We start from the raw sequence: 12,694 nt of genomic DNA on the forward strand, positions 1-12,694 counted from the left end.
GAAATTCCAACAAGGTTTTTTATTATTGAATATGAGTTATATAATAATCGAAAAGTAGATCAATTTCACTACTCATAATATATGGTATCGCTTCTTCTATTTTTTCTTCTGGCCAATCGAACCAGCGTAATGTCATTAATTTAGTTATCTCTTTTTCAGAAAAACGTTTCTTTATTTCTTTAGCTGGATTTCCAGCAACAACACTATATGGTTCTATATCCTTAATAACCACTGACTCAGCAGCTACGATTGCCCCTTCTCCAATGACTACTCCTGGCATAATCGTTGCTCCCATACCAATCCAAGCATCACTTTTTATTTCAGTATCTCCTTTTCTTTGAAAAGAGTTTTTGATTGTCTGTGGAAAAGGATAAACACTAATCCAATCTGATCGGTGATTATGATTACCACCTAAAAGAATCGTCACATCACTTGCTATACAAACATAGTTACCAATTATCAATCGGTCTAACTCCCATCCAAAATCTTTACTAGGATTAAACAAGTTTTTAGTTTCCTCATCGCCCCATAAATAACGGACACAACCATTTTCAAATTTCATTGAACTATAAAATCCTGAATAATAAGATTTTTTCCCTACAGTTATTAATGGATTCGTTATTATTTCATCTAAATACTTAATGTCAGACCAATTTTGATATTTTTCTTCATTCATTTTTTTCGCTCCTAAGTTTTTATTATTAATTTACTTAGAAGCTAATACCACTGAAACCTTTTTAAAACGCCTTAATTTAACATACATTTCAAATCATTCCTTCATATAAAAAAAGACTACTCACTATTGAGCAGTCTTTTATATTTGTTTTATTTCGAATTACATACGTACGCCGAAGTCTGGTGACCATCCTGAGATACTTTGAACAGTTACTGTTTGACCTGGAGCTGGAGCGTGGATATATTGTCCACCACCAACGTAAATACCTACGTGGTAAGTAGCGCCATGTGATCCCCAGAATACTAAGTCTCCTGGTGCTAATTCGCTAAGAGAAATTGTTGTTCCAGCACTCTCTTGAGGTACTGTCCATCCACCGATTTCTCTTCCTTGAGCTTGACGATAAACATATGATGTAAATCCTGAACAGTCAAATGAATCTGGACCTTTTGCTCCCCAAACATATGGTTTACCAATATGTTTGTAAGCCTCAGCTACTACTCCACTAGCATCTCCTGGTGCAGGTGCTGGTGTTGGATTAGGAGTTGGCTCCGGTGTTGGAGTCGGCTCTGGGTTAGGTGTTGGATTTGGTGTCGGATTAGGAGTTGGCTCCGGTGTTGGAGTTGGCTCTGGAGTCACGACATTGTTGTCAGTTGGTTCTGTTGGTTCTGTTGGTTGAACAGGTGCAACTGGGTTTGAAGTTGCTGGTTTTTCAGCTGCTTCTTTTTCAATTTTTTCTGCTTGTTTTGCTGCTTCTTCTGCTGCTTTTTTAGCTGCTTCACGTTGAGCTTCTGCTGCTGCTTGTTCAGCTAAGAACTCATCTTTTTTACCTTGTTCTGTTTCTTTTTCAGCTGAGATAGCACTTACTGCTGCTTGTTGTGCTAATTCTTGATCAACTAATTCGCCTTTTTTCTGTTCTAATGCAACTGCATTTTCTTGAACTTCAACAATTTTTTCTTCTGTTTCAGATTTTTTAGCTTCAACAGCTGCTTTATCTTCTTGTTGTTGTTTCATCATGTCATTATTAGCATTTACTAACTTAGAAGCTGCCATTACTTTTGTTAAAGCATCAGATACAGATTCTGCATTTAATACTAAGTCAACAACGTTAGAGTTGTTTGATTCAACTTGTACTGAACGAGCTTGTTCTTTAATAGAAGCATCACGTTTTTCAATACGTTGTTCTAATTCTTGTACTTCATCATTTAAAGTTGTAATTGTTTCATTTAATTTACCTTGTTTTGCTTGTAATGCAGCTGCTTCTTCTTGAATAGATGCGATATTACCTTGGATAGAAGCTAACGCTGATGACGCTGACGCTTCTTTATTTTGTAATTCAGCAATCTTTTTATCTTGAGATGCAATTTTTGAATCCACTGTGTCAGCACTTACTGCTAATGGTAATACAGTTGCTGATAACATTAGACTACTTATTAATAACGTAGATAAAATCTTCTTTTTCAATTTGTTAGTCCCCCAAATATTTTTAGTTTCATATAGTTTTTTTAGATTTAATTTTTAATTTGTAATTTAACGATAAATGAATTGTAGCATAAGCACATGTCAGCTATATAATAAGAATGTTACAAACATATTTCAATTTATGTTACACTTGCTTGCCGACATTGAACATTTTCTTTAAAGGGACTACCAAAGCGCTTGTTAACAGGATATTTAAGACTAAAGTTGGCGCTAATGTTCTAGCGAAAAAATCTAAAATTGTTGTATCAGTTAGCTTAAATATAGTTAATAATAAGACTCTGCTTATAGATATGGCTGTTACAAATACAATGAAACTTAAAATCAGGGTAAACGTGTTAGGATACACATGCTCAAAAAGTGCATACATAACTAATACCATTAAAGGGAGTATAATAAAATTTATTCCCACTACATTATAAAAATAAGAATCATATAAAATACCAATTATCCCTGAAGTTATTACTAAATACGTTTTTTCCATTTGAAACGTCGCAAACATTAAAAATAAAAGTAATAGATTACTCGTAAAATCCATTGGAACAGAAAACACTTTTAATACGGCACTACTAACATGCCCATCAATTAACATCATAAAAAATAAAATGAAAGGTAAACTATAAGATAAATATTTTCTTTTTTTTATCATTCATTACTACCTGCCAATCGTTTCACGACAGTTACTTGATTTACATCATACATGTCAGCTAAAGGTGTTATAAGCACTTCGCTCGTTAAACCAGTTTTATTTTTCTTAACTTCCTTCACTTCACCAACTAATAATCCTTTTGGCGAATTATTACCTAATCCTGACGTTGTTACTTTACTTCCAACTTCCACCTCTTCTGTAGAAGTTAACTGTGACACAACTAAAGTATGCGTTTTGTTATTGTAAGCTTCCATTAAGCCATAAACCATCGCGTCACCTTTTCCTTGAATCATTACTGGAAAATGGTTAGTTGTTTGATTAACAGTTGTTAATAACTCCACTTTAGCGCTAGTTGCTTCAGCAATAATCACGCGTCCAATTAGGCCTTTGTCTCCCATTACAGGCATGTTGACTTCAATGCCGTCATTTTTACCTTTATCAATAATTAAGACATCTTGCCAACTATCTGGAGAACGATTAATGACTGTTGCATTTACCACATCATAATTAACAAGGGTTTCATTTAAATCAAGTTGTTCTTTTAACTTACTGTTTTCTTGTTTTAAAATGTCGACTTCAGCTTCAAGAGAATCTGTTCGATCTAATTTTTTCTTTAAACTATCATTTTCAGAATACGTATTAAATAAATTATTAACTGACTTAACCATACTTTCAATCCCTCTAAAAGGAGCTTTTACAATATTATCGATAGTCGCTACAACACCATTAACTTGCGACTGACCTGGTAAACTTTCTTTTTTATTATCACGCTGCATCGCTGTAAAACTAATTAATAACACCACTAAAATAACAATGGTTAAAGCGATGATTATATTTCGACTTGAATTAAATTTTTTCACATTTCCACCTCAATGAAATCTTCGTAATTTTTCCGTATACATAACCTCCATTCTAACATTTATTAGAGTAAATTCATATAAATCAGCTGTCAAAATTAACAATTTCCTAAGAAACAAAAAGAGACTGGTACCCTAAGGACCAATCTCTCTTTATTTATTTATAATTAACCTTTAAATGAGTCAACAATAATTTGTTGTAATTCACTAATTAATGGTTCTTTTGGATTTGCTGTTGTACATTGATCTTCATAAGCAAGCTCTGCCATACGGTAAGAAGTTTCGTCTAATACTTTTTGAGTAACTCCTTGAGCTTCTAAATTCATTTCAATTCCAACACGTTTTCCTAAATCATCAATAGCTGTTGCTAAAGCTTCTACTAATTCAGCTGTAGTATCTCCTTTAAGGCCTAAGAAACGTGCAATATCAGCATAATCTGTATCAGCTCTAAAGAAATCATATTTAGGGAATAATGCATGTTTTGAAGGATCTTTCGCATTATATCTTACAATATGTGGTAAAAGAATAGCGTTTGTACGTCCATGAGGGATACCGTACTCTCCACCAATTTTATGAGCGATTGAGTGACAAATACCTAAGAAAGCATTCGCAAATGCCATACCAGCCATTGTTGAAGCATTATGCATTTTTTCTCTGTTTTCTAAGTTAGGATTTTTAACTGAATCTTCTAAGTAATCAAATACTAATTTAATAGCTTGTAAACTTAAACCTCTTGTGTAATCACTTGCCATAACAGATACATAAGACTCAATAGCATGAGTTAATACGTCCATACCTGTATCAGCTGTAACTGAAGCTGGTACACTCATAACAAATTGTGGGTCAATAATTGCCACGTCTGGTGTTAAAGCGTAATCTGCTAATGGGTATTTAACGTGTGTTTCACTATCTGTAATAACGGCAAATGGTGTTACTTCAGCACCTGTACCAGATGTTGTTGGAATACATACCATTTGAGATTTTTTAGCTGCTTGAATTTTGTAAGTACGTTTACGAATATCTAAGAATTTTTGTTTTGCTCCAAAGAATTCTGTATCTGGATGTTCGTAGAATAACCACATACCTTTAGCAGCATCAATTGCAGATCCCCCACCAATTGCGATAATTGTATCAGGTTCAAATTTAGCAATTCTTTCTGTTCCTGCATAAACAGTATTTGTTGAAGGGTTAGGTTCAACATCAGAGAAGATTTCGTAACTTACTTTGTTGCTACGTTTATTTAATTCATCAATAACTTTTTGAGCGTAACCAAATTTCACCATACCTGGGTCACATACGATAAAGACACGTTCTAAGTTTTCCATTTTTTGTAAATATTGAATTGAATTTAACTCAAAATAGATTTTTTCAGGAAGTTTAAACCATTGCATGTTTTTTCTCCTTTTTGTTACTGTTTTCGTATTAATTAAGTTAATAGCTGTAACGTTTTTAGATACTGAGTTTTTACCGTAAGAACCACAACCTAATGTTAATGACGGGATCATGTCATTATAAATATCACCAATACCACCTTGAGCAGCTGGAGAGTTAATAAGTATACGACAAGCGTTCATTCTCAAACCAAATTCTACATGTAAATCTTCGTCTTCTGAATGTAAAACGGCAGTATGTCCTTCTCCACCAAGTTTTAACATTTGCTCACATAATTCTAAACCATGTTCACGACTATTAGATTTCATCATCGCTAAAACTGGAGATAATTTTTCACGTGATAATGGATATTCTGCGCCTGCTCCTTCAAGTTCAGCAATTAAAATTTTTGTTCCTTCTGGTACTTTAATTCCTGCTTCGTTAGCAATAGAGACTGCTGAATGACCTACAATATTAGCATTAACTGCTGTTTTAGTTTCATTCATCACTGTGTTTTCTAATTTTGATAATTCGTTTGGTTTAACGAAGTATACTTGATGGGCTTCAAATTCAGCTTTTACTTCTGCGTAAACTTCTTTATCTACGATAACAGCTTGTTCAGAAGCACAAATCATTCCATTATCAAATGATTTTGATACGATTAAATCGTTAACAGCACGTTTAATTTGAGCTGATTTTTCGATGTAAGATGGTGTATTACCAGGTCCTACTCCAAGAGCTGGTTTACCAGTTGAGTATGCTGCCTTAACCATTCCCGCACCACCTGTTGCAAGAACAATCGCCACACCTTCGTGGTTCATTAAAGCGTTAGTTGCTTCAATTGATGGTTGTTCAATCCATTGAACACAGTTTTCTGGTGCTCCTGCTGCAATTGCTGCATCACGAACAACACGAGCTGCTTCTGCAGAACATTTTTGAGCGCTTGGATGGAAAGCAAAAATAATTGGATTACGTGTTTTAATAGAAATCATCGCTTTAAAAATAGTTGTTGATGTTGGGTTTGTTGTTGGTGTTACCCCACAAACTACTCCTACTGGGTCAGCAATTTCAATAATTTGTTTCACACTATCTTCACTAATAACGCCTACTGTTTTATCATTTTTGATGTTGTTCCAAATGCTTTCTGAAGCAAACATATTTTTAATTGCTTTATCTTCATAAATTCCACGTCCTGTTTCTTCAACAGCCATTTTTGCTAATGGCATATGTTGATTTAATGCCGCCATTGCCATTTGATGAACAATATGATCCACTTGTTCTTGGTCGAATTTTTTCATTTCAGCTAATGCTACGTTTCCTTTAACAACTAACTCATCAATTACTTGTGCCACACTGTTTTCGTTTTTCTCGATTTTTTTATCTTTTGATTTAACCATGATAGCCTCCTGAATAATTTGTTATGTCTTTCACAAACATAATATACAACATTTTTTCGTGATTGTAAATACTTTTTGTGATATTTTTCACTATTTATAAATTGTAAACGTTTTCCTTGTTTTGATAAGCTTTTTTCATTTAGAATTTACAACTTAATAGTTAACTCCTTTACTCTTATCGGTTTATTTTTCACAAATTTTAATAGGCTTTTAAAATAAAAAAAGTACATTAATACTAGGTTTTTCCTCCTAATATTAATGTACTTTCATAATAATAAATCTAAATCATCGAAATCATTTTTCGTCATTGCTTTTAACCGTTGATAATCAAAATAGTCATTAGCATTGATTTTTTTGATTGATACTTTCATCTCTTTTAAAGTTTGCGGGCAATTCTTTTTCCAATAAAAACACTCTAAAAATTCCCACATGTCTTTTTCAGTAATCTCTTGATAACCTTCATCAAGTAAGCGATTAACCTGCTGCTTCACTGTATTTTTTAAAAGCCAACGATTTGGTTTACTCAATTCTTTCATTTGGTATATCCCTGTAGATAAGAAAAAAAGAAAATCTTATAGATTTTCTTTTTCTTCCTCAACTTCTACTGTTTCAGGTACAACAGTATCACTTGATTTAACTGTTTTTATTGCGTTACGTTCAAACTCTAAATAAATACCTTCACAATCGATAACGATTGTTCCTTTGTCGCTATTTATTTCATGAACGATTCCGTATAAACCACCGATAGTAACAACTTCGTCACCCGGTTTCATACTATTTAATAATTCTTGACGCTGATTTTGTTGTTTCTTTTGAGAACGCGTCATGAAAAACATCATACCACCGATAACTATTAATGGAAATAACATTGCTCCCATTTCTTCACCCCTATTTCGTTTATTAGTCACTATTCACTGTATCAAATTTTATTACATTACACTAGTTAATTTTAAATATTTTAGAAATTTTTCGCATTTTCTTCATTAAATCCGTACTCTTCAAAGAAAGCTTGTCTAAATTCAAGTAAATTATCATCCATAATTGCTTGACGAACTTGTTTCATTGTATTTAATAAGAAATGTAAATTATGGTAAGACGTTAATCGAATACCAAATGTTTCATCACATTTAATCAAATGTCTGATATAAGCACGAGAATAATTACGACAAGTGTAACATGAACATTTCTCATCAATTGGACGATAGTCTCTAGCGTATTGAGCATTTTTAACAACTAAACGACCTTGAGACGTCATACAAGTTCCATTACGAGCAATACGTGTTGGTAACACACAATCAAACATATCTACTCCACGAATAACACCATCAATTAATGAATCTGGCGTTCCTACTCCCATTAAGTAACGTGGTTTATGTTCTGGAATAAGTGGTGTTGTGTACTCTAATACACGGTTCATTTCTTGTTTAGTTTCTCCCACAGATAAACCACCAATTGAGTAACCTGGGAAATCCATACTTACTAAATCACGTGCACTTTGCTCACGTAAGTCTTTGTAACCAGCCCCTTGAATAATCCCAAATAAACCTTGGCGATCTTTATTAGCGTGTGCTTCTAATCCACGCTCTGCCCAACGAGACGTACGCTCGATTGATTTTTTAACATAGTCATGACTTTGCTCAAATGGTGGACATTCGTCAAAACTCATCATGATATCTGGACCTAATTTATTTTGAATTTGAATCGCTTTTTCTGGAGATAAGAACATTTTTGACCCATTTAAATGGTTTCTAAAATGAACTCCTTCTTCTTCAATTCGGCGCATGTCACTTAATGACCACACTTGGAAACCGCCAGAATCAGTTAGAATCCCTTGATCCCAGTTCATAAATTTATGCAGTCCGCCTGCTTCTTCAACAATGTCTTCACCAGGTCGTAACCATAAATGATACGTATTACTTAAAATAATTCCTGCTCCCATTTCTTTTAACTCTTCTGGAGCCATTGTTTTAACTGTGGCAAGAGTTCCTACAGGCATAAACATCGGTGTTGGGAATGTACCGTGAGGTGTGATAATTTCACCTAATCTCGCCCCTGTATGCTTTTCTTTTTTTATTAGACGATATTTAATTGCTGGTTCGCTCATTATTTATCTTCCTACTTTCTTTTATTTAACAAACATCGCGTCACCAAAACTAAAGAAGCGATACTTCTCTTCCACAGCATGGTTATACGCACCTAATACATTTTCTCTTCCAGCAAATGCACTAACTAACATCACTAATGTAGACATTGGTAAATGGAAATTAGTTGAAAAAGCATCTACTACTTTAAATTCATATCCTGGCTTAATAAAAATATCTGTCCAGCCACTATCAGCTTGGATATCTCCATCAAATTTACTTCCAATAGTTTCAAGGGTCCTAATTGAAGTTGTTCCTACAGCCACAATTCTTCCGCCATTTGCTTTGATATCTCGTAAACTTTGAGCAGATTCTTCTGATAAAGAATAAAACTCACTGTGCATGTGATGACTCTCTAAATCTTCAACACTAACAGGTCTAAAGGTACCTAGTCCCACATGTAATGTTAAATAAACTAATTTAACACCTTTAGATTCAATTTTTTCTAATAAATCTTTTGTAAAATGTAATCCCGCTGTTGGTGCTGCTGCTGAACCATTTTCTTTAGCGTAAACTGTTTGATAACGCTCTTGGTCATCTAGTTTTTCTTTGATATAAGGAGGAAGTGGCATTTCACCTAAAGCTTCTAAGTTTTCAATAAAGATTCCCTCATAAGAAAACTCGATGATTCGACCACCATGCTCTAATTCTTCTTTAACAACAGCTGTTAAACGACCATCACCAAAAGAAATAGCCGTGCCAACTTTAGCACGTTTAGCTGGTTTAATCAACGTTTCCCACGTGTCGCCTTCTGTATTATTTAAAAGTAATACTTCTAGGTGTCCCCCTGTATCAGGTTTTTCTCCATGTAATCTAGCTGGCAATACTCTTGTATTGTTCATAACAAGAGCATCTCCCTCGTTTAATTCATCTATTATATCTTCAAAATGTTTATCTTGTATTGCTCCAGTTTTTTTATCTAGAATTAACAATTTTGATGAAGCTCTATCCTTTAAAGGCGTTTGAGCTATTAATTCTTCTGGTAGATAAAAATCAAAATCTGACGTTTGTAATGTCATGTCATCAGTTCCTTTCTAAGTCTTCCTGTTGTATTTTAACACCTTTAGACAAAAAGAAAAAGGGTTTGAACCAGTCGTTTACGACTGTTCCACCCTAATGTATATTCTCTCTATTGTACCAATAAGCTGACAATACCTATTACTATAAAAACAACACCACTTAAAAACTGACCTAAACCTGAAGCTTGTCCTGATAAAGCAAATAAAAGCATGTTCTTTTTCGTCTTATTTGTTTTAAAATCGTTACTTAGTCTGAAGCTACCCCATAAAATAAATAGTATTCCTATACCAAAAGCAATTAATGATGTCATTTTGTTTTCCCCTATCCCTTTTCTTATAGACTTATTATAAAGGCACATTTTAAAAAAAATATCCATCTTCAGACGGATATTTTTCTAGGTTTATTCTAATTTTTCATAACCTAAATGCTCATAAGCAAAGTCAGTTACAACACGACCTCGTTGAGTTCTTTTAATAAATCCTTTTTGGATTAAGTAAGGTTCATACATGTCTTCAACCGTTTCTGTTTCTTCACTGATATTTACAGCGATTGTTGTTAACCCAACTGGTCCGCCATTATATAATTCAATCATTGTTTTTAGTATCTTTTGGTCAACGTAATCAAGTCCTTTGTGGTCGACTTGAAGCATTAAAAGAGCTTCATCAGCAATTCTTACATCAATCTTACCATTACCTTCAACTTGAGCGAAATCTCGGACTCGTTTTAACAAACGGTTTGCAATACGTGGTGTCCCTCTCGAACGTCTTGCAATCTCATAAGCCCCAGATTCAATAATCTCTGTTTGAAAAATATCTGCAGAACGTAACACGATTTCTTTTAAATCCTCATCTTCATAATATTCCATATGACAAATGATACCAAAACGATCTCTCAAAGGAGCTGATAACATCCCTGCTCTTGTTGTTGCTCCAACTAATGTGAATGGTGGTAGCGGAAAGTGCACGGGGTGTGCATTTGGTCCTTGTCCAACAATAATGTCAACATAGAAATCTTCCATAGCTGAATACAATAATTCTTCAGCCACTCTAGGTAAACGATGAATTTCATCAATAAATAAAACATCACCTGGTTCTAATTCATTTAGTATAGCTACCAAATCACCTGGTTTTTCAATAGCAGGTCCACTAGTTGTTTTGATACTGACATTCATTTCATTAGCAATGACCATAGCCATTGTCGTTTTACCTAACCCAGGAGGTCCATAAAGAAGACAATGATCTAAAGCTTCTTCTCGATGTTTAGCTGCTTTAATGTAGATATCTAATTCTCTTTTCACCTTATTTTGACCAATGTATTGAGACAAATACTGTGGTCGAAGTGATTTTTCCATCAACTCTTCATCTAAAGACATGTCACTAGATAACAATCGGTCTTCTTCTTCGTACATCTAGGAACCTCCTTATTTTTTCATTAGTAATTTCAAACCATGACGTAGAATTTCATCTGTTGCTTTACCTGTCATGACTTCCAATTCTTTCTTAATACGTTTAATCTCGCGTTCTGAATAACCTAAAGCTTTCAAGGCTTCAATTGCTTCATGTAACGATGAATCATCTACTGTTGAGAATAAATCATCTTGAGTCGCAACAACGCCCTTAGGTTGTCCTTCAATATCAAGCTCTCCAAGTTTTCCTTTTAGGTCTAAAATCATTTGTTGAGCTGTTTTTTTACCTACACCTGGAAACTTAGTTAGATACTTAGCATCTTCTGATTCAATGGCTATCACTAAACCTGCATGATCATCTAAAGCCATAATTGCCATACCACTCTTAGGTCCAATCCCTGAGACACTAATTAATTTTAAGAAAAGTTGTTTTTCTTCTAGCGTTGCAAAACCATATAGAACATGAGCATCTTCTCGAATAACTTGATGTAAATAAACTTTCACTTCTTCATTTAGATAAGCTGAGTATTTAAAGGGATTCGCTACTGCTACTTGATACCCTATTTGATTATTTTCAATTACCATATAATAAGGACTAACAAACGTTACTATCCCTTTAATATATTCATACACTTATTGCTTCCACCTTTCGCGTACATATGTTCCCTAAGATTGTAACATACCTGAACTAATCTTGAAAGAGTGGTAAGTAATCACCATATCCCTCTTCAACCAATGTTTTAACCGGAACAAATCTTAAAGCTGCGCCATTAATACAATAACGTAAACCGCCACTTTCACTTGGTCCATCAAGAAATACATGACCTAAATGAGAGTCTCCCTCGCTACTTCTAACCTCTGTTCGTGTTCGAGCTAGCGTATTATCTTCTAATTCTTGAAGGGTTGCAATTGGTTTAGTAAATGATGGCCAACCACATCCGGCATCATATTTATCTTTTGATGAAAATAAAGCTTCACCACTAACTATATCTACATAAATACCTTCCTCAGTAAATTGATCTAATTCACTTGAAAAAGGACGTTCTGTTCCATTTTCTTGCGTTACCGCGTATTGTAAAGGGGTTAGCGTTTCTCTTAACTCTTCTTCAGTTTTTTTCATACCTTAACACTCCTTATGATTAATTTCCTTCATAACTTGATTCACAAAACCAATAGGGAAACCAACGATTGAATAATAGTCACCCCGTATTTCTTTTACAAATAAAGCTCCTTGCCCTTGAATACCATAAGAACCAGCTTTATCTCTATGTTCTCCCGTTTGAATGTAACTTTCAATATCTGTCTCATCTAATTTATAAAAGGTTACATGAACCATTTCAGTTTTTCGATAGATTTTAGTTGGCGTCTTGATGTAAACACTCGTTAAAACTTGGTGAGTCATATTGCTTAATCTCTTAAGCATCAACCGTGCTTCTGTATCATTTTGTGGTTTTCCCATAATAGAATTGCCAAGAATAACTGTTGTATCACAACCTATAACAATATCATCTGGATAACTTTTAGCAATCGCTAATGTTTTTTCTTCTGCCATTCTAGCTACATAACTTTTTGGTGATTCTCTGTCTTTAACACCTTCATCTATATCGGCTGGAATAATATCAAATGACGCAACTGATTTTTTTAGTAATTCTTTTCGTCTTGGGGAACTTGAAGCTAAAATAACTGCCATGTTTTTTTCTCC

The 12,694-nt window shown here is 34.1% G+C and carries 14 protein-coding genes; all 14 read right to left on the minus strand.

Features of this window, described 5'->3' with window-relative positions; all coding sequences use genetic code 11:
* Window positions 1-22 precede the first annotated feature (22 nt).
* The 14 genes from ACODH8_RS05370 to ACODH8_RS05435 all read right to left on the minus strand — a co-directional run bounded on the left by ACODH8_RS05370 (window position 23) and on the right by ACODH8_RS05435 (window position 12,682).
* The gene (locus ACODH8_RS05370; RefSeq protein WP_332465994.1) at window positions 23-676 is read right to left on the minus strand and encodes a CatB-related O-acetyltransferase; all 654 of its coding nucleotides are present in this window, start codon (window positions 674-676) and stop codon (window positions 23-25) included.
* 159 nt (window positions 677-835) lie between these two features.
* Window positions 836-2,137: an NlpC/P60 family protein gene (locus ACODH8_RS05375; RefSeq protein ID WP_420517609.1), complete on the minus strand. Its 1,302-nt coding sequence runs from the start codon at window positions 2,135-2,137 to the stop codon at window positions 836-838.
* Window positions 2,138-2,279: 142 nt separating this feature from the next.
* Window positions 2,280-2,801 (minus strand): rod shape-determining protein MreD, encoded by a 522-nt coding sequence (gene mreD / locus ACODH8_RS05380; RefSeq protein WP_332465996.1) that lies wholly within the window; start codon window positions 2,799-2,801, stop codon window positions 2,280-2,282.
* Window positions 2,798-3,661 carry a rod shape-determining protein MreC gene (gene mreC, locus ACODH8_RS05385; protein ID WP_332465997.1) on the minus strand — a complete coding sequence of 288 codons (864 nt, stop codon included), beginning with the start codon at window positions 3,659-3,661 and terminating at the stop codon, window positions 2,798-2,800. The genes mreD and mreC overlap by 4 nt, the downstream gene beginning before the upstream one ends.
* Window positions 3,662-3,825: 164 nt before the next feature.
* Window positions 3,826-6,426 carry a bifunctional acetaldehyde-CoA/alcohol dehydrogenase gene (gene adhE / locus ACODH8_RS05390; protein WP_332465998.1) on the minus strand — a complete coding sequence of 867 codons (2,601 nt, stop codon included), beginning with the start codon at window positions 6,424-6,426 and terminating at the stop codon, window positions 3,826-3,828.
* A gap of 266 nt (window positions 6,427-6,692) precedes the next feature.
* A complete protein-coding gene (locus ACODH8_RS05395) occupies window positions 6,693-6,962 on the minus strand; it encodes a post-transcriptional regulator (RefSeq protein WP_332465999.1) in 270 nt (89 codons plus the stop codon).
* A 36-nt stretch (window positions 6,963-6,998) separates the two neighbouring features.
* Window positions 6,999-7,304, minus strand: a complete 306-nt coding sequence (gene yajC / locus ACODH8_RS05400) for a preprotein translocase subunit YajC (RefSeq protein WP_420517611.1) — start codon at window positions 7,302-7,304, stop codon at window positions 6,999-7,001.
* An 80-nt stretch (window positions 7,305-7,384) separates the two neighbouring features.
* Window positions 7,385-8,530: a tRNA guanosine(34) transglycosylase Tgt gene (tgt, locus tag ACODH8_RS05405; protein ID WP_332466001.1), complete on the minus strand. Its 1,146-nt coding sequence runs from the start codon at window positions 8,528-8,530 to the stop codon at window positions 7,385-7,387.
* A 21-nt stretch (window positions 8,531-8,551) separates the two neighbouring features.
* A complete protein-coding gene (gene queA, locus ACODH8_RS05410) occupies window positions 8,552-9,586 on the minus strand; it encodes a tRNA preQ1(34) S-adenosylmethionine ribosyltransferase-isomerase QueA (RefSeq protein ID WP_332466002.1) in 1,035 nt (344 codons plus the stop codon).
* Between the two features lie 110 nt (window positions 9,587-9,696).
* The gene (locus ACODH8_RS05415; protein WP_332466003.1) at window positions 9,697-9,897 is read right to left on the minus strand and encodes a hypothetical protein; all 201 of its coding nucleotides are present in this window, start codon (window positions 9,895-9,897) and stop codon (window positions 9,697-9,699) included.
* 90 nt (window positions 9,898-9,987) lie between these two features.
* The gene (gene ruvB, locus ACODH8_RS05420; RefSeq protein ID WP_332466004.1) at window positions 9,988-10,995 is read right to left on the minus strand and encodes a Holliday junction branch migration DNA helicase RuvB; all 1,008 of its coding nucleotides are present in this window, start codon (window positions 10,993-10,995) and stop codon (window positions 9,988-9,990) included.
* Between the two features lie 12 nt (window positions 10,996-11,007).
* Window positions 11,008-11,625: a Holliday junction branch migration protein RuvA gene (ruvA, locus tag ACODH8_RS05425; protein ID WP_332466005.1), complete on the minus strand. Its 618-nt coding sequence runs from the start codon at window positions 11,623-11,625 to the stop codon at window positions 11,008-11,010.
* A 55-nt stretch (window positions 11,626-11,680) separates the two neighbouring features.
* The gene (gene msrB, locus ACODH8_RS05430; RefSeq protein WP_332466006.1) at window positions 11,681-12,112 is read right to left on the minus strand and encodes a peptide-methionine (R)-S-oxide reductase MsrB; all 432 of its coding nucleotides are present in this window, start codon (window positions 12,110-12,112) and stop codon (window positions 11,681-11,683) included.
* A gap of 3 nt (window positions 12,113-12,115) precedes the next feature.
* Window positions 12,116-12,682: a Maf family protein gene (locus ACODH8_RS05435; RefSeq protein WP_332466007.1), complete on the minus strand. Its 567-nt coding sequence runs from the start codon at window positions 12,680-12,682 to the stop codon at window positions 12,116-12,118.
* Window positions 12,683-12,694: the final 12 nt, after the last annotated feature.

The sequence above is a fragment of the Vagococcus fluvialis genome, assembly GCF_048815235.1.
Lineage (GTDB): Bacteria > Bacillota > Bacilli > Lactobacillales > Vagococcaceae > Vagococcus.

Excerpts from the sequence above, each read along its gene's own strand:
- ACODH8_RS05370 (WP_332465994.1), bottom strand. The coding sequence starts at position 676 with ATGAATGAAGAAAAATATCAAAATTGGTCTGACATTAAGTATTTAGAT.
- mreD (WP_332465996.1), bottom strand. The coding sequence starts at position 2,801 with ATGATAAAAAAAAGAAAATATTTATCTTATAGTTTACCTTTCATTTTA.
- adhE (WP_332465998.1), bottom strand. The coding sequence starts at position 6,426 with ATGGTTAAATCAAAAGATAAAAAAATCGAGAAAAACGAAAACAGTGTG.
- ACODH8_RS05395 (WP_332465999.1), bottom strand. The coding sequence starts at position 6,962 with ATGAAAGAATTGAGTAAACCAAATCGTTGGCTTTTAAAAAATACAGTG.
- yajC (WP_420517611.1), bottom strand. The coding sequence starts at position 7,304 with ATGGGAGCAATGTTATTTCCATTAATAGTTATCGGTGGTATGATGTTT.
- tgt (WP_332466001.1), bottom strand. The coding sequence starts at position 8,530 with ATGAGCGAACCAGCAATTAAATATCGTCTAATAAAAAAAGAAAAGCAT.
- queA (WP_332466002.1), bottom strand. The coding sequence starts at position 9,586 with ATGACATTACAAACGTCAGATTTTGATTTTTATCTACCAGAAGAATTA.
- ACODH8_RS05415 (WP_332466003.1), bottom strand. The coding sequence starts at position 9,897 with ATGACATCATTAATTGCTTTTGGTATAGGAATACTATTTATTTTATGG.
- ruvB (WP_332466004.1), bottom strand. The coding sequence starts at position 10,995 with ATGTACGAAGAAGAAGACCGATTGTTATCTAGTGACATGTCTTTAGAT.
- msrB (WP_332466006.1), bottom strand. The coding sequence starts at position 12,112 with ATGAAAAAAACTGAAGAAGAGTTAAGAGAAACGCTAACCCCTTTACAA.
- ACODH8_RS05435 (WP_332466007.1), bottom strand. The coding sequence starts at position 12,682 with ATGGCAGTTATTTTAGCTTCAAGTTCCCCAAGACGAAAAGAATTACTA.